We start from the raw sequence: 16,290 nt of genomic DNA, 5'->3' as shown, positions 1-16,290 counted from the left end.
ATTTAAAAACGTTTTATGTATCCATTTTCGTCTAACGTAAAACCTACTCCTTCAAGAAAAGCTCTTGCTTTATCATTTACATTTTGGATTGCTACTTTTATCTCTTTTATTTGTCTATGTTTCATCATCTCCTCAAATGTAAAATAAGCATTCGTACCATATCCATAACCTTGATAATCAAAATGAATGACAAAATGAGATAATTGTGCACTCTTATCTTGAACGACATAACCAATTACACCAATATATGTATCATCAGCTTTTATACAATATTGTACTTCCTCTGTCTCTAAGCCGTGGGAAGCAAACATCTCCTTAACCGCTTCTTTTGTATCTGTATTTACTTTTTCAAATGTAATCATACGTTGTCCATCCTTTTATTCTTATTGTATCAAGTATAGTGTGTATTTATGAAAAAAACCTTAAGATCAAACGTGACCTTAAGGTTTTTCAAAATTAAACTAAGCTATATGCACGCTTTGTTTCTTCATGGAAGTCATTTGTATCATATTTATGTTCAACAAAGATTTGATGCCATACCATAAATGCTAATACTGTCCAAATTTTACGGCTATAATCGCCTTGATCCGCACAATGCGCTTCTAGTAAGTTTAATACATATTGCTTATCGATTAAATGCTCTGTTTTACTTTCTTTAATAATATTAACAGCCCAGTCGTGCATTTCATCTTTTAACCAGTGACGAATTGGTACTGGGAAGCCTAGTTTCTTACGATCTAGTACATGGTCTGGCACAATTCCACGTACCGCTTCACGTAAAATCGCTTTTGTTGTTCCGTTAGCAATTTTTAATTCTGTTGGTATTTTAGAAGCAACGTCAAATACTTCTTTATCTAAAAATGGTACACGAAGCTCTAATGAATTTGCCATTGTCATTTTATCCGCTTTTAATAAAATGTCTCCACGTAACCATGTGTACATGTCAATATATTGCATTTTACTTACATCATCATAATCTTTAATTTCGTTATACAATGGTTTCGTGATATCCATATAGTTAATACTTTCATTGTAGTGCTTCATGAATGCTGCTTTTTCTTCTTCACGGAAGATTTTTGCATTGCCATAGTAACGCTCTTCAATTGGTGTACATCCACGCTCTAGGAAGCTTTTTCCTTTAAATCCTTCTTTAAGCGCTCCGCTCAAAGCTTTTAAAACAGCTTTTCCTGGAGTAGGAATGTAAGAGAACATTTTTAAAGAATTTGGCTCACGGTAAATATTATAGCCACCAAACAGTTCGTCTGAACCTTCACCAGAAAGAACAACTGTTACATGTTTACGTGCTTCTTTTGCAACGAAGTACAATGGTACTGCTGCTGGATCCGCTAATGGATCATCCATATGCCACATAATTTTCGGGAATTCATTCATAAACTCTTGTGCTGTTACAAATACACTATAGTTTTTCACACCTAACTTCTCAGCAGTTTCCTTCGCCACGTCTACTTCACTAAAGCCGCGGCGTTCAAAACCAACAGAGAATGTTAGAAGATTTGGATTCATTTCTTTTGCGATAGAAGCAATAATAGATGAATCAATACCTCCAGATAAGAATGAACCTACTGGTACATCACTGCGCATATGCACTTTTACTGAATCATATAGTACATCGCGAATCGCTTGAATATGCTCTTCTTTCGTTGCGTTTGAAGCCTTAAAATATGGCTTCCAGTAACGATGAATCTCCATTTCTTTACCAATTTCTTTTACAAAATAATGGCCAGGTTCAATTTTATTGATATCCGTTGTTAATGTTTCTGGTTCTGGTCCATATTGATACGTAAAGTAATGTTGTAGCGAAGTTGGGTTTACCCCTTTATCTTGCATGACATGCATAATGCTTTTCTTTTCAGATGCAAAGAAAGTTGTATCCCCTTGTGTTGCAATGTAAAGAGGTTTGATTCCAAAATGATCACGCGCTCCGAAAAGTTTTTTCTCTTCACGATCCCAGATCATAAATGCAAACATACCGCGAAGGTAATCCACACACTTTTCTTTCATATGTGCATATAATGCAATAATTACTTCAGTGTCAGATTGCGTTGCGAATGTTGCACCTTTCTCTAGTAGCATTTCACGCAATTCTACATAGTTGTAAATCTCACCATTAAAAATAATTACATATCGATCATTTTCATAAGTTAGCGGCTGATGTCCTGCCTCTAAGTCAATGATACTTAAACGGCGGAAGCCAAATTGTACATGCTCATCACGAAAATATCCTTCGTCATCTGGACCACGATGGAAAATAATCGTGTTCATATTTTCAAATTGATGTTTTTCTGTTTCTGAAAACTCTCTAGGGTTTTCACATAAACATCCTACAAAACCACACATACTTCTTACCCTCTTTCAGTTTTCATTCTGTTTCTATACTACTATATCAACCCTATTTATACTAGCATAATCAACTCAATATGGCGACAAAAACTATAAAAAAATCACTCCGTTTCACATTTTTAGCACTTTTTCATATAAACCTGAAAAATAGGCACTCACATTTCTCCACTTTTGTCATATGATATTGCAAATTGATTTCTAGGAGGGATCGTCATGAGCGAAGAACAAAAAGAGTCTTCTTCACGTCCGCCAGTCCGAAATTATTTGAAACAAATTGATGATTTTTTCGAACAGACACCTCTTCGCAACGTAATCGCTGATTTGAATCATTTTTTCCAAAAGGGAAATCGTTTATTAACATTCCCCGTTGATTTATATGAAGCCGGTGAAGAACTTGTTATTACAGCTGAACTCCCAGGTGTTCAAAAGGAACAAATACAAATTGAAATGCAGAGTGAATACTTAAAGGTTTCTGTAACGGAAGATATTCTTGAGGAAACAGAAGAAAAAGCTTCGCATAATTATTATCGCCGTGAACGCTCTGTTTCAGAATCTTCTCGTATTATTAAATTACCTTATTTAATAAATAAAAAGACCGCAAAAGCTACTTATCAAAATGGTGTATTAGAAATTCGTGCCCTAAAGCTTCCGCAGCAACATGATATTTTATCCATCGACTAACTTACAAGTGAATACATTTTAAAAAGAAGGATGCTGAGCATCCTTCTTTTAATCCAATAGCCGTTTCATATCACGCAATATATCTTCATATGGAGTATTACTAATTCCACTATACTTTTTCATTACTTTCCCATTTTGATCAATTAGATAAAATGATGTTCCATGAATCACTTGACCATTCTCTGGCTTATCAACAAGAGATTGAAAATTATTTTTTGAAAATTCCTTTACATCTTCTAACGAATAACCCGTCAATAAATTCCAATTACTTGTGTCATTCGTGAACTTTTGTATAAATGCTTTTAAATTCTCCGGCTTATCTACTTCAGGGTCTACGCTAAACGAAACAAATTGAACATCTAATTTTCGCTCTTTTGCCATTTTTTGCAATTTCGCCATATTGGCAGTCATCGGTGGACAAACTGTTTGGCAATTCGTAAACATAAAGTCAGCTACCCATACTTTTCCTTTTAAATCTTTTGTTCCAAACTGTTTTCCATCTTGATTTATATATTGAAAAGTTTCTAAATCCCAATTTAATGGTTTACGGAGTTTTGATCCTGAGCCGCATCCTGCAAGTATAAAGAAGCAAAAAACAACTATGAGACCAATCAGCTTTTGATAACGCTTCATTTTCAAACCTCTCTTCTCTTCCCTTAATATGTGTTTTAAGTTAATCATAACAAAAGTAAACACCATGAGAAAATTGTTTATCCTATTTGTTCACGAAATCGTACGAATTTATAGAGATTCGTTTCATTTGCAAGTAAATAACTGGACAAACATTTCATTATTTACTAATATTATTTCCTTACAATATTTTTACATTGCATACTTCCAACAAATATATGTTGATTTTGTAAAGAAGTTCAAACCATTCTTTACAACTTTTTAATGATTCATCAATGATTTCCACTGTTTTCCTTTACAAGATTTCGATACAATACAACTACAAAGATTTTAAATGAGGTGATGTTCATGGCGAAACGCTACGAAAACATGGATACCGTTAATACAAAAAAATCGATTCGTTCGTTTTTAAAGTGGCGAAAAGAACGTAATTTAAGCAAAAAAGATTTTTCATTTCTTGTGGAACAATCACCTGTAAAACAAGTTGAATTTTTACGAAAGAACAATGAACAAACGACTATTACATGGATCGGACATTCCACTTTCTTCATTCAAACAAACGGATTAAATATTTTAACGGATCCTGTCTGGGCAAAAAAATTAAAGTTTATACCGCGACTTACAGAGCCCGGACTCTCACTACAAGAACTACCTAATATTGATATTGTGCTTATCTCACATGGGCATTACGACCATTTAGACTTTTCAACACTCCGCCAACTAAACAATGACGTTCTATATTTAGTACCTGCGGGACTTAAAAAATTATTTTTACGAAAGAAGTTTACTCGTGTAGAAGAGTATAACTGGTGGGAATCTACAACAATTGATGAGGTCTCTTTTCATTTTGTTCCAGCTCAACACTGGACGAGGCGATCACTGTTTGATATGAACACTTCTCACTGGGGTGGTTGGATAATTCACAATGAAACAGCGGACGAAACCATTTATTTCTGTGGAGATAGCGGCTATTTTCGAGGATTTAAGGAAATTGGAAAACGCTTCTCGATTGATGTCGCACTCATGCCTATTGGTGCCTATGAACCAGAATGGTTTATGAAAGTCTCTCATGTCTCACCTGAGGAAGCCGTACAGGCCTATTTAGACGTAAATGCAACTCACTTCATTCCAATGCATTATGGAGCATTTGCGCTTGCAGATGAAACGCCGAGGGAAGCTATCACACGTCTTCGCAATAATTGGAATTTGCGTATGTTGCCTTGGGAACACTTACATGTGCTATTTCTTGGGCAAACATTTCTATATTCTTCCCTACCGAATCATGCAGAAGTTAAAAAAATTTTAGAACCTTTCCAAGCATAACCTTTTTTCTTGAAAATACATTATATAGAAAAAAAGCGGAAGGTGTTTAGATGAAAGAATACTTACAAACACGATTTATTATGAGTGGAAGTGCTTGTATAGCTCTTCTTATTTCTTATTTTTTATACAGTTAAAAAAGCTACTTGAATAAAAATTTCAAGTAGCTTTTTTCTACTCAGCTAAATACATAAAACCAATTGCTCCTGGGCCTGTATGCGTACTGATAATTGGTGTTGTATAAAAAATCTCTGATTGTGTAAATCCGCTTACTTTCTCAACAGCAGCTTTTACACTTTCTGCAAGCGGAAGTGCTTTTGCATGTGGAATTGCTACTGCCTTCACAGTCTTTCCAGCTATATCTTGTTCAAACAATTTCGCTAATGTTTTTACAATTTGCCCTTGGCTACGTACTTTCGTAACAGGATTATAAACTCCATCTTCAAGGCTAGCAATTGGTTTAATATTTAATAATGAACCAATGAAGGCTTTCCCTTTTCCGATGCGCCCACCTTTTACTAAATTTTCTAGCGTATCTACAACAACATATAAACGAGTGTTTTTTCTTACTTCATCAAGACGTTTTAAAATTTCTTCTAATGAACGACCTTCTTGTACCATCTTGGCTGCCTCAAGGACTTGATATGCCAACCCATGCGTAATAAATTGAGAATCGACAACTGTTACTTTTGTGTCTGTCATGGATGCTGCGCTATTCGCGGTTGCAACTGTACCGCTCATCCCACCCGTCATATGAATGGAAAGAACTTGGCTACCATCTTCTCCTAAATTTTCATACATTTCAACAAATGATCCCATAGCAGGTTGTGATGTTTTTGGTAATTCCTCTGACTTCATCATTTCTTCAATAAATTCATCTGGTTGTATATCTATTCTATCTAAATACGTTTGTCCATTTACAGAAATAGATAATGGGATTACATGAATATCATATTTCTCAATCACATCTTGTGATAAATCTGCCGTTGAATCTGTTACAATTTTAATTTTTTGCATATTTTACTTCTTCCCTTTCCAATACGCTCTCCTTGTTATTATACTAGTATTCCTAATGCTTTCAACCATTTGAAAGCATTTTTCAGTAAAAATCTTCTGTTTTATGTCCAAAAAGAAAACGGCAGAGCTCATTTGCTCTGCCAGTATTTCCATCATGCATTTTTTTCAAGCGTATTTGTTTGGTATACATTTGAATAATCATTCCACTTTAAACAACTTTGTAAATATTCTCGGAAAGAGTATGAGACCCTCGGGTGTTTTTGTTTTTGAATTTTTGTGATAAATAATTGGAGGCGCGACTGAATCAGAAACGCTAATGGATGATGTGCTTGTAAAACCGGTATTTCGAATATTTTAATACAATTTCCTGTTGAATGAGTAAAGTAAAAACTTTTCATAATCACAATATCAATCCTCTTTTTTATTGGATTTGTAACTTCAGTATAAACTTACAAAGGTGAAAAGTTTGTCTAAATTTCGGAGATTCTATAATTTTTTTCTTTTTTTATATTGTATGCGATTATAAACATAGTATAACAAATACACTCAAAAAGTACCTTTATAATGAGGCACTTTTTGAGTGTACTTCTTCTCTTCTTTTCTTCCTTCTACTTACAAATTTAGATATAGCAATACTTATTTCATAAATACAAATAAGAGGTACTGCCACTAAGCTATGTGATAAAAAATCTGGTGGCGATATACAAGCAGCAAGAATGATTAATATAACGTAAGCATATCTTCTGACTTTTTGCAGAAATTCCGCTGTTAATAAACCTATGCTTGTTAAAAACATAACAATGACTGGTAATTCAAATATAACCGCAAATGGAATTGTTAAATTTAATACAAAATGAAAATATTTTTCTGTCGTAAACATCGTATGAAACATTTCATTTCCGATTGTTGTTAAAAAATGAAATAAAAATGGCATTACAATAAAATATCCAAAACATAAACCCGCTATAAATAATACACATAATATAGGAATGTACATTAATGTCATTTTCTGCTCACGCGGATGCAATCCCGGTTTTACAAACAACCAAATTTGCATTGCTGCAATCGGAATTGTACAAACAATGGCGAATACAGTAGCTATCGAGAAAAAAATCCATAATACATCACTCGGACCGAGAACTGTCAGCTTCATCGGTAAATCTTTTACTAACCAAAAATAAATATCTTTCGTAAAAACAAAACCAACTACTAAAAATACGATAAACGATAAAATAGTAATTATTAGACGTTTTCGAAGTTCTACGATATGTTCTACTATACTCATCTCTCGATCTTCCATCTCGTTCACCACACTTCTCTCACCAAATCTAGCAAAAATCCTACTACACTCTCTCGTTGAAATCGACTTTCATATATCGATCATAACCCCTGATTATACAAACAAGAAGAGTATTTTTAAAAAGCACTCTCCCTTTCTATGCATAGGTGTTCTCTCCTATTTTAAAATTTTTTATATCACATTTTACTATAATTTACTTTTTCTCTTTCTCCTGAAACGCATCATCTGTTAACTCTCTCGTTGATTTTTTAAATTCTTTTAATGTTTCACCTAAAGACCGTCCGATTTCTGGTAATTTTTTCGGACCAAATAATATAAGTATGGCTACTAAAATTAAAATTAATCCCGGAAAGCCAATATTTGATAACATTTCCCCATCCCCTTTTTACTCGATTTTTCCCTTCTACTATCCCATAATCTCATTTTGTCAAAAAAGTTTGTAAACGTCAACGTATCCATTATATTTTGTCAAAAAAATTAAAAAATATAATCAATTATACAAATTTCATTTCCTATTTTTATTGCATATGATATGTTTAAAGAGATGATAATTGATTTTATCGATGGAAGGGATTAAATTATGACACAAAAGATAACAAAAATGACACAGTTCGTAAAAGAAGAAATTGCGAATGCGATTACTCACGGAATTGGTGCTATTTTAAGCATACCCGCATTAATCATATTAATTATCCATGCTTCAAAACACGGTACAGCTTCTGCCATTATCGCTTTTACAGTCTATGGTGTAAGCATGTTTCTACTATATTTATTTTCAACATTATTACATAGCATTCACCATCCAAAAGTTGAAAAGGTCTTTACCATTTTAGATCACTCTGCTATTTACTTATTAATAGCCGGAACGTATACACCTTTTTTACTCATTACGTTACGCGGCCCTCTTGGCTGGACACTTCTTGCTATTATTTGGACATTAGCGATTGGGGGGATTATCTTTAAGATTTTCTTTGTACGCCGCTTTATTAAAATGTCAACACTTTGCTACGTTATTATGGGATGGCTCATTATAGTAGCTATTAAGCCCCTTTATGAAAACTTAACTGGACACGGATTTTCTCTCCTTTTAATTGGGGGTATTCTCTATTCAGTCGGTGCTATTTTCTTCCTGTGGGAAAAACTACCGTTCAATCATGCAATATGGCATCTATTCGTATTAGGTGGTAGTACAATGATGTTCTTCTGCGTATTATTTTACGTGTTACCTGTCGCATAAAAAAATCTCAGCTTGAAAAAGCTGAGATTTTTTTATTACTTATATAATGGAGCAGCAATCATATCCTTTGTATACTGCGTTAATTCTTTAACATCCATATTTCCATATTGCTCAGGTGTAATTGGTTTTGAAATGGTAAGCGTTGCATGCGCTGGTTTCAGTCTATTTCCATTCGCTTCGAACATCTTATATGTTCCCTCTATCGTGACTGGTAAAATAGCTACTCCCGATTTGATTGCAAGGTGAAAACTCCCTGCTTTAAACTCACCTATTTCGCCACCTTTACTGCGTGTTCCTTCTGGAAAAATTACGAGAGAGTGGCCCTTTTTTAATAGTTCAATCCCCTCTTTAATCGCTTGAAGAGATTGACGGCGATTACTACGATCCATAAACACACAATTCATTAATTCCATCCAAGCTGGTACAATCGGAATTTTTTTAATTTCTGCCTTAGAAACAAATCCAATCGGCTTATTTAAATATCCTAGTAAAACAGGAATATCCATATTACTTTGATGATTACTTACAACAAGTACCGGTTGATCTTTCGGTACATTTTCAAGCCCTTTCACCTCTACAGTCGATCCAGCTCCAGCTGCACGAACCATCTTTTTTCCAAACCAATTTGTTGTTTTATACACAAGACGATCTTTCTCTTGTGGCGATAGTGTATTTGCTTTCTTTTGAATGCGCCACAATCTCGGTGTAATACCGATTACAATTACAATTAAATATAAAGCTTTAAAAAACGTTTGAATCATACAAAACCCCCACCTATTATCATTCCGTCCTTCATTATACTAGACAAACGAGGGAAAAAGAAGAAAAAATGTCCAAACGACAAGCGTTTGGACATTTTTGAGTTTTCTATATTAGAAACGTTTTGCTAATTCGCGTGCTTTAGCAATTGCTGCTTCTTTAATTTCTGGTGCTTTTTCAGGATTTGCATTCATACCTTCAACTGCAAGGTATTCTGTGTCAGATACACCGATAAATCCTAAGACAGTATTTAAGTGTTGACGACCAAAGTCTACTGCTGCATAGTCACCTTCAGAGTAAATGCCACCTGTAGCTTGGATATGAAGTGCTTTTTTACCTTCTAATAATCCTACTGGACCATTTTCAGTATATTTAAATGTTTTACCTGCAATAGCAATGTTATCTAAGTATGCTTTCATTACTGGTGGGTAACCGAAGTTCCACATTGGTGTTACAAATACATAACGATCTGCATTCATAAATGTTTCTAAGTTTGTGTTCATTGCTGCAATTTTTTGTTGTTGGTTTTCAGTTAATGCTTCAAAACCTTCACCTGCTGCAAACTTGCCCCAAGCTGCAAATACATCTGCATCAATTACTGGTACTGTTGTGTTAAATAAATCGATTGTTACAACTTCATGTTGTGGATTTTCATTTTTGTATGCTTCGATAAAAGCTTCACCTACTGCCATACCGAAAGATGTTTCTGCTGAATTTGGATTTGCTGTAATAAATAGAACTTTTGTCATTATATTCTCTCCCTTTATACATTTATCTTTAATTTGAGATTTGTTTTTTAAAAGTAAATTACTTACCTTATGTAAGTATAATACAAAAAGATTTTCTCTTTGTCAACGAAAAATAGTTACTTTTTTTTCGTAAGTTAATAAGTTATTCAGTTTCACAATATCCCGTTGTAACATTTATAAATGTTAGCCTTAAAAAGAGCCATCTCTACTTTAAATAAAGATAGCTCTCTCATTACCTATCACTTTTGAAAAACATGCTTTACTTTCTCAGCTGGAATATTACTTCCACCTCGACCTTTTACATCTTCAATCATCATTGTAACAACCATGTCAGGTGCATTTAAATCAAAAGCAGCGAACCATCCAAGTTCTTTACCTTCTGCATCTTTTGCTGCTTTTAACTCAGCCGTTCCTGTTTTGCCAGCAAGAGTCATGCCATCAATTTTAGCAATTTTCCCTGTACCGTCTGGATCATTAATGACTTTTGTTAATGCTGTTTTTAATATATCTTGGTTTTCTTTAGAAATGACATTCTCTTTCCAAGCCTTTGGTAGTTTCTCTGTTTTTATAAGGTGCGGTGAAGGTATCGTTCCATCATTTACAATTGTTGCATACGTGAAAGCTAAATGAAGAGGCGTCATTAATACTTGACCTTGTCCATATCCTGTATCCGCCATTTGAATATCATTTTTCATTCCATCATTCACAATTTTTGAAGCTGGGAACCCGTACTCAATTGGTAATTTTTCATCAAATCCGAATTTTTTTGCTTCATTTACAAATTTATCTTTCCCAATTTTTAATGCTTGCTGCGCAAAATAAATATTATCAGAATACTTCATTGCTTTGTCAAAATCAATTGGACTTGCATCTTTTACACGTGTTACATAATAGTTACCCCATGAAGAATCTTTCGTCCATTTCAATCCTTCAATTTTCAATTCTTCCTTCGGATCAATTATTTTTGTTTCAAGACCAATTGCACCTGTAATAGGCTTAAATACAGAACCTGGTACAGATAACTGTGTAAATCGATTCGTCATCGGCTTTTTCAGATCATTAGCCCACGCTTCACGTTGTGCTTTTGAAGCTCCTCTTGCAATGATATTCGGATTATAAGCTGGACTACTAACAAGTGCGATTGTCTCACCGCTTTTCGGATTAATTGCCGCACTTGAACCTGCTTCTCCTTTCATTTCATTATAAATCTTTTCTTGAATCGTACTATCAATTGTTAAATTGATATTTTCACCATCTACCGCTTCCGTTTTCACCAATGTTTTGATTTCTTTCCCTTGCGCATCTTCCATAAAGACGCGCCCACCTTTTTTACCACGTAGTTTTTCTTCAAACACTTGCTCTAAACCAGCTTTTCCAACCGGATCATCCGCTTGATAGCCCTTTTTCGCAAGTTTCTTTAAATCATCAGCATTTACTTTCCCAATATAACCAGTTAAATGCGCTGCCGCTTCTCCTAATGGATATGTACGAACATCTACAGAACGAGTTACAACACCCGGTAAATCAATAAAATCATTTTGAGTAACTCCCTCTTGTAAAATACCAATTGGCACAAGGTAATCTGGTTTTACCCATTTTGCATTTAATTTTTGGTCGATCTCTTCTACGGACATATTTAATAGTTTCGCAACCATTTCTTTTGTCTGTGCTGCATTATCTTCTAAGTTACCAGGAACAATGCTTACTTGAGATGCTCTTCCATTTATAGCAAGCCCTTTTCCGTTGCGGTCATAAATTTCACCGCGTTTTGCTTGAAATGTTTGCATACGAATTTTGCTATCTTTTGTCATCCCTGGAAAGATAAAATCAGGAGTCCAGTCTATTTTCCAAACTTCTTCATCTCCACTTTTTTCTTTTACCATTTTCGCTTCGTGTGAAAATGAAATATTTCCACCAACAGTATCCATACTTACTTTAAAATGTACAGGTCCTTTGTCTTCTTGTTCCTTACTTCCTTCACCTGTTTCTACCTTTAAGTTTTTAACCTCAATACCTGCATAAATTTTCTCGTATTTCTCAGTAAACTCTTTTTTAGAAATTGTCTTTTTTGCATTTTCTGATAATTGATCATACATCTCAGCGAACTTTTGCTTATTCCATGCTTTGGCATATGTATGGAATGCATCTATTGGCTTTTCTTCTTTGCCACAGCCAACTAAGACCAGCATAAAACAAAGAAAAAGAGCCCCCCATATTTTTTTCAATCTATTCTCCTCCTAGTAAGTAACGAAATACATGCTCTCTTTCATAACCATATATAGTAAAAAACATATACTCGTTCTCATTATAGCATCTTCAAAGCAAATTCAAAAACTTTCATCTAACCATGTAAATAAAAAGATTGATGCAAATAAACATATTTACATCAATCTTTTTTATCCTGCATTAACAGGCAGTAAGACTCCCACCTCAAGATTCAGAGAGAAGCAAGGAAGATAGGTGGGAGATTAACTGCCCGTAACAGCCCGATTGGTGAGGGCTCATAATCAGTGGTGGATAAAGAAAACCCCCACTGATTAAAGTTTCACTTTATTATTGTTGCTTTTCATATATATGATAGTAATATGTGTACGGATTCTTCTCGTCCGTTACACCTTTCTCTACAAACACTTCTTTCCAATCTTTCATATCGATTTCTGGAAAGAATGTATCCCCTTCAAAGGCATGATGAATCTTCGTTATATATAACTTATCCACATACGGTAAGAATAGCTCATAAATTTGCGCTCCACCAAAAACAAAGATTTCCTCTTCATTTTTACAAAGTTCAAACACTTCCTCCACAGAATGAGTAATCTCACAGCCTTCCACGTAATAATCCGTATTGCGTGTAACAATAATATTTCGTCTTCCAGGAAGCGGTCTTCCAATGGCTTCATAATTTTTTCTTCCCATAATAAGGGGGTGTCCCATTGTTGTTTTTTTCACATATTGTAACTCACTTGGTAAATGCCAAGGCAACTTATTATCTTTACCAATTACTCGATTTTCATCCATTGCAACCATAAATGAAATAATCATCTTTTCATCTCCTCTTACAATCAGACTGCAACTGGTGCTTTAATTGTTGGATGCGGGTCATATCCTTCTATCATTAAATCTTCCATTTCAAAATCAAAAACAGATTTCACATCTGAATTTAATTTTAATGTTGGAAATGGACGTGGTTCACGTGCTAATTGCTTCTTCACTTGTTCAAAATGATTTGTGTAAATATGTGCATCGCCAATTGTATGAACAAATTCTCCTACTTCAAGACCACACTCATGAGCAATTAAATGCGTTAACAGCGAATAGCTTGCAATATTAAATGGAATGCCTAAGAAAATATCTCCACTTCGTTGATATAATTGACATGAAAGCTTTCCATCTGCTACATAAAATTGGAATAATGTATGGCATGGCGGAAGTGCCATATTTGGTACATCTTCAGGATTCCATGCCGAAACAATCAAGCGGCGAGAATCCGGTGTTTTCTTAATCATTTCAATTACATCTTTTAATTGATCAATCGTTTCACCAGCAGCCGTTTTCCAAGCGCGCCACTGCTTGCCATATACATCTCCTAAATAACCATACTTCTGTGCAAATTCATCATCTTCTAACACATTCTTTTTAAAGATTTCCATTTGCTCATCATATTGTTTTTTAAATGCTTCATCTTGTTGTGAGCGCAGTCCGAAATTCGTCATGTCCGGTCCTTTATATTCAGCACTTTCTACCCAATTTTTAAACGCCCATTCATTCCAAATATTATTATTATGTTGCAATAAATAACGAATATTTGTATCACCTTTCATAAACCAAAGTAACTCACTTGCAACAAGACGAAATGGAACTCGCTTTGTCGTTAATAAAGGGAACCCTTTACTAAGATTAAAGCGCATTTGATATCCAAATACAGATACCGTTCCTGTTCCTGTACGATCCTCTTTTTTCGTACCATGCTCCATGACATGGCGGCATAAATTTAAATATTCATATTCAGCATGTTTCATATATAAGAAAAACCCTCTTTCGCATCTATATCTATATGGAGTTTATCATATTAAAAGCAATCATGCATATATTTACAAAGTTCTCATTCAAAATATTTATATTTTAAATTAGTTTAAATATCGAAAGATTCTAAATACCCACTTTATCGATTATTAAAAATCCCTTAATTTTTCCATATCCAAAAGGTTTTCACTCTCAATGATCGAAATACTAGCACGGGAAGAAAAAATATATTTGGAGGTTAAAGCGATGGCGAAAATTGAAACTCCTGTTATAAACAACTTACAAACGAAAGTTAAAATGATGATAAACGATTTACACGTCCCCGGCGCTGCTATAGCAGTAATAAAAGATGGCGAGGTTATGATTTCGGAGGGATTTGGTTATCGAAATGTAGAAAAAGGAGAAGCTGTTACACCGAAAACACGCTTCGCAATTGGTTCCGCAACGAAAGCATTTGGCACCTTTTCGTTAAGCTTACTAGCGCAACAAAACAAATTTTCATGGGACGCTCCTGTTCAATCTTACATCCCAAACTTCTCTTTATCGGATGTTTTGGCTACATCTCAAGTTACAGGACGTGATTTAGCTTCTCACCGAACGGGAGTAAATCGTCATGATACGCTTTGGTACAATTCTTCTGTAACTCGACAAGATATCGTGGAAAAAATAAAGTATTTATCCCTTGATACACCATTTCGCACGACATTTTTATATAATAATTTAATGTATGTAACCATTAGTTATCTTGTAGAAAAAATTACAAGTCGATCATGGGAACAATACGTTACAGAACATATTTTAGAGCCTCTCAATATGCAGCAAACAAACTTTTCTGTCACAGACTTACAAAATACAGATAATTATGCATTACCTTATATTGAAAATGAGGGTGAAATAAAAGAAGTTCCGTTCCGCAATATCGATACGGTAGGCGCCGCAGGATGTATAAATTCTACAATTGAAGATATGGCGAATTGGGTGCTTCTTCACTTAAATCATGGAAAAATCGGAGAACAGCAGTTACTCTCTAATGAATACTTACAAGATATGTATATACCGCACACACCAATTCCAGATCAACCTATTTTATCCACTCCTGAATCTCCATTGAACAGCTATGGACTCGGTTGGTTTATTAGTGCCTATCGTGGTTATAAACTGATTCACCATGGCGGCAATATTGATGGGTTTACGTCACTTATATCATTTATGCCAAACGAAAATATAGGAATTATCGTATTAACAAACTCTGGAAATACATTACTTCCTATTTACCTTACAAACTATATTTACGATAAACTACTCGGTTTAGAAAACATAGACTGGCATAAACGTGCAGTAGAAGATAGTGAAAAAATGAAAGAAATGGTGAAAGAATCAATTGAATCGCTGCCTAAGCAAATAAAAGGGACGGTACCTTCTCGCAAGTTAGATGACTATACTGGAACATTTAAGCATCCTGCATATGGCCTGTTAACAGTATACAAACAAGGTGACTCGTTATATGTACAATTTATGGATATAGAAATGCAACTACAACATTATCATTACGACGTATTCGTTACTACAGTTACCTTGTTCCAAACAAAAATGAATATATTATTTGCCTATGACATCAATATACACGGTGAGTTTCCTACTTTACAATTACACTTACCACAAATGCTAAGTACTGAGCCTCTTACATTTACAAAAGGACGTGAATGACCTGAATCATAGAGGGAATCCTTGCTTCCCTCTATGATTTTATAATTAAAATCGTATCTTATATTTCTACATTAGGTGTATAAGCGACCTCTACTATAAAACCATTTGGATCATAAAAATCTATTGTATAGTACCCCTCTGCATAATGATGCATTTCAATCGGTCCACGAATTACTACTACTTCTGTATTTCTAACAAATTTCGCTACTTCATCAACTACGTTCCTACTAATAGCCTGATAACAAATATGCCTTGGTCCTAATGTCCTTACTATCCTTTCATCTACTTCCTTAAAATATATTTCCGTACTTCCCGTACTAAATGCATATTTGTTTAACTGTCGCCACCCAATGATAGCGAACAATTTACTATAAAACAGCATAGACTCCTCTAAATTTGCTACCCAAAATTCAATATGGTGAATAACCAGGTTCAAACTGCGTCATCCCCTTCTCTCCCTTTTATTTTCTTCTTAAATCAGTCTAACGATAAATATATTCGCCGCT

General features: G+C 34.5%; 17 protein-coding genes. 4 read left to right on the top strand and 13 right to left on the bottom strand.

All coding sequences use genetic code 11. The features are described 5' to 3' along the window. Positions 1-2: 2 nt before the first annotated feature. Together MR063_RS07290 and asnB are read right to left on the bottom strand one after the other, a co-directional pair. The gene (locus MR063_RS07290) at positions 3-362 is read right to left on the bottom strand and encodes a GNAT family N-acetyltransferase (protein ID WP_242195739.1); all 360 of its coding nucleotides are present in this window, start codon (positions 360-362) and stop codon (positions 3-5) included. 94 nt (positions 363-456) lie between these two features. Beyond that, a complete protein-coding gene (gene asnB / locus MR063_RS07285) occupies positions 457-2,358 on the bottom strand; it encodes an asparagine synthase (glutamine-hydrolyzing) (RefSeq protein ID WP_242142846.1) in 1,902 nt (633 codons plus the stop codon). A gap of 216 nt (positions 2,359-2,574) precedes the next feature. Between asnB and MR063_RS07280 the strand changes: the two genes are divergently transcribed. Then, positions 2,575-3,042, top strand: coding sequence for an Hsp20/alpha crystallin family protein (locus MR063_RS07280; RefSeq protein WP_242195736.1), 468 nt, complete (start codon positions 2,575-2,577; stop codon positions 3,040-3,042). A gap of 48 nt (positions 3,043-3,090) precedes the next feature. Here MR063_RS07280 and MR063_RS07275 read toward each other — a convergent pair whose 3' ends face one another. Then, entirely contained in the window at positions 3,091-3,675 is a 585-nt protein-coding gene (locus MR063_RS07275) for an SCO family protein (protein WP_242195733.1), read from the bottom strand. A 345-nt stretch (positions 3,676-4,020) separates the two neighbouring features. On the opposite strand from MR063_RS07275, the gene MR063_RS07270 reads away from it, so the two are divergent. Next, positions 4,021-4,995: an MBL fold metallo-hydrolase gene (locus MR063_RS07270; RefSeq protein ID WP_242195732.1), complete on the top strand. Its 975-nt coding sequence runs from the start codon at positions 4,021-4,023 to the stop codon at positions 4,993-4,995. Between the two features lie 171 nt (positions 4,996-5,166). Here the strand turns inward: MR063_RS07270 and MR063_RS07265 are convergent, their stop codons facing one another. From MR063_RS07265 to MR063_RS07250, 4 genes are all read right to left on the bottom strand, one after another. Next, positions 5,167-6,009: a DegV family protein gene (locus tag MR063_RS07265; protein ID WP_242195729.1), complete on the bottom strand. Its 843-nt coding sequence runs from the start codon at positions 6,007-6,009 to the stop codon at positions 5,167-5,169. 152 nt (positions 6,010-6,161) lie between these two features. Then, complete coding sequence (locus tag MR063_RS07260; RefSeq protein ID WP_242142841.1) at positions 6,162-6,413, bottom strand: DUF2535 family protein; 252 nt, start codon at positions 6,411-6,413, stop codon at positions 6,162-6,164. Between the two features lie 155 nt (positions 6,414-6,568). After that, positions 6,569-7,309, bottom strand: coding sequence for a twin-arginine translocase subunit TatC (gene tatC, locus MR063_RS07255; RefSeq protein WP_242196264.1), 741 nt, complete (start codon positions 7,307-7,309; stop codon positions 6,569-6,571). A 193-nt stretch (positions 7,310-7,502) separates the two neighbouring features. After that, on the bottom strand, positions 7,503-7,679 hold the full coding sequence (locus MR063_RS07250) for a twin-arginine translocase TatA/TatE family subunit (protein ID WP_012094130.1): 177 nt from the start codon (positions 7,677-7,679) through the stop codon (positions 7,503-7,505). Between the two features lie 210 nt (positions 7,680-7,889). On the opposite strand from MR063_RS07250, the gene trhA reads away from it, so the two are divergent. Beyond that, the gene (trhA, locus tag MR063_RS07245) at positions 7,890-8,546 is read left to right on the top strand and encodes a PAQR family membrane homeostasis protein TrhA (protein WP_242142840.1); all 657 of its coding nucleotides are present in this window, start codon (positions 7,890-7,892) and stop codon (positions 8,544-8,546) included. A 35-nt stretch (positions 8,547-8,581) separates the two neighbouring features. Here trhA and MR063_RS07240 read toward each other — a convergent pair whose 3' ends face one another. The 5 genes from MR063_RS07240 to MR063_RS07220 form a co-directional block, all read right to left on the bottom strand. Beyond that, positions 8,582-9,307 carry a lysophospholipid acyltransferase family protein gene (locus tag MR063_RS07240; protein ID WP_242195726.1) on the bottom strand — a complete coding sequence of 242 codons (726 nt, stop codon included), beginning with the start codon at positions 9,305-9,307 and terminating at the stop codon, positions 8,582-8,584. Positions 9,308-9,418: 111 nt separating this feature from the next. Further along, positions 9,419-10,054 (bottom strand): FMN-dependent NADH-azoreductase, encoded by a 636-nt coding sequence (locus MR063_RS07235; protein ID WP_242142838.1) that lies wholly within the window; start codon positions 10,052-10,054, stop codon positions 9,419-9,421. A gap of 239 nt (positions 10,055-10,293) precedes the next feature. Next, positions 10,294-12,279 carry a penicillin-binding transpeptidase domain-containing protein gene (locus tag MR063_RS07230; RefSeq protein ID WP_242195724.1) on the bottom strand — a complete coding sequence of 662 codons (1,986 nt, stop codon included), beginning with the start codon at positions 12,277-12,279 and terminating at the stop codon, positions 10,294-10,296. Between the two features lie 328 nt (positions 12,280-12,607). Further along, positions 12,608-13,096 (bottom strand): dihydrofolate reductase, encoded by a 489-nt coding sequence (locus MR063_RS07225; RefSeq protein WP_242195720.1) that lies wholly within the window; start codon positions 13,094-13,096, stop codon positions 12,608-12,610. 20 nt (positions 13,097-13,116) lie between these two features. Further along, complete coding sequence (locus tag MR063_RS07220; RefSeq protein ID WP_242142835.1) at positions 13,117-14,073, bottom strand: thymidylate synthase; 957 nt, start codon at positions 14,071-14,073, stop codon at positions 13,117-13,119. A 250-nt stretch (positions 14,074-14,323) separates the two neighbouring features. Here MR063_RS07220 and MR063_RS07215 point away from each other — a divergent pair, with 250 nt between their 5' ends. Then, a complete protein-coding gene (locus MR063_RS07215) occupies positions 14,324-15,784 on the top strand; it encodes a serine hydrolase (RefSeq protein ID WP_242195717.1) in 1,461 nt (486 codons plus the stop codon). Positions 15,785-15,842: 58 nt separating this feature from the next. Here MR063_RS07215 and MR063_RS07210 read toward each other — a convergent pair whose 3' ends face one another. After that, positions 15,843-16,220, bottom strand: coding sequence for a VOC family protein (locus MR063_RS07210; protein WP_242195715.1), 378 nt, complete (start codon positions 16,218-16,220; stop codon positions 15,843-15,845). Positions 16,221-16,290: the final 70 nt, after the last annotated feature.

Source organism: Bacillus cereus group sp. BfR-BA-01492 (assembly GCF_022662815.1).
In the GTDB taxonomy this organism is placed as follows: Bacteria; Bacillota; Bacilli; order Bacillales; family Bacillaceae_G; genus Bacillus_A; species Bacillus_A cereus_BD.
The sequence above is the reverse complement of the archived record's forward strand: the minus strand, read 5'-3'. Positions and strand labels throughout refer to the sequence as shown.

Excerpts from the sequence above, each read along its gene's own strand:
- MR063_RS07280 (WP_242195736.1), top strand. The coding sequence starts at position 2,575 with ATGAGCGAAGAACAAAAAGAGTCTTCTTCACGTCCGCCAGTCCGAAAT.
- MR063_RS07235 (WP_242142838.1), bottom strand. The coding sequence starts at position 10,054 with ATGACAAAAGTTCTATTTATTACAGCAAATCCAAATTCAGCAGAAACA.
- trhA (WP_242142840.1), top strand. The coding sequence starts at position 7,890 with ATGACACAAAAGATAACAAAAATGACACAGTTCGTAAAAGAAGAAATT.
- MR063_RS07270 (WP_242195732.1), top strand. The coding sequence starts at position 4,021 with ATGGCGAAACGCTACGAAAACATGGATACCGTTAATACAAAAAAATCG.
- MR063_RS07225 (WP_242195720.1), bottom strand. The coding sequence starts at position 13,096 with ATGATTATTTCATTTATGGTTGCAATGGATGAAAATCGAGTAATTGGT.
- MR063_RS07220 (WP_242142835.1), bottom strand. The coding sequence starts at position 14,073 with ATGAAACATGCTGAATATGAATATTTAAATTTATGCCGCCATGTCATG.
- MR063_RS07290 (WP_242195739.1), bottom strand. The coding sequence starts at position 362 with ATGATTACATTTGAAAAAGTAAATACAGATACAAAAGAAGCGGTTAAG.
- MR063_RS07265 (WP_242195729.1), bottom strand. The coding sequence starts at position 6,009 with ATGCAAAAAATTAAAATTGTAACAGATTCAACGGCAGATTTATCACAA.
- MR063_RS07250 (WP_012094130.1), bottom strand. The coding sequence starts at position 7,679 with ATGTTATCAAATATTGGCTTTCCGGGATTAATTTTAATTTTAGTAGCC.
- MR063_RS07240 (WP_242195726.1), bottom strand. The coding sequence starts at position 9,307 with ATGATTCAAACGTTTTTTAAAGCTTTATATTTAATTGTAATTGTAATC.
- MR063_RS07275 (WP_242195733.1), bottom strand. The coding sequence starts at position 3,675 with ATGAAGCGTTATCAAAAGCTGATTGGTCTCATAGTTGTTTTTTGCTTC.
- asnB (WP_242142846.1), bottom strand. The coding sequence starts at position 2,358 with ATGTGTGGTTTTGTAGGATGTTTATGTGAAAACCCTAGAGAGTTTTCA.
- tatC (WP_242196264.1), bottom strand. The coding sequence starts at position 7,309 with ATGGAAGATCGAGAGATGAGTATAGTAGAACATATCGTAGAACTTCGA.
- MR063_RS07215 (WP_242195717.1), top strand. The coding sequence starts at position 14,324 with ATGGCGAAAATTGAAACTCCTGTTATAAACAACTTACAAACGAAAGTT.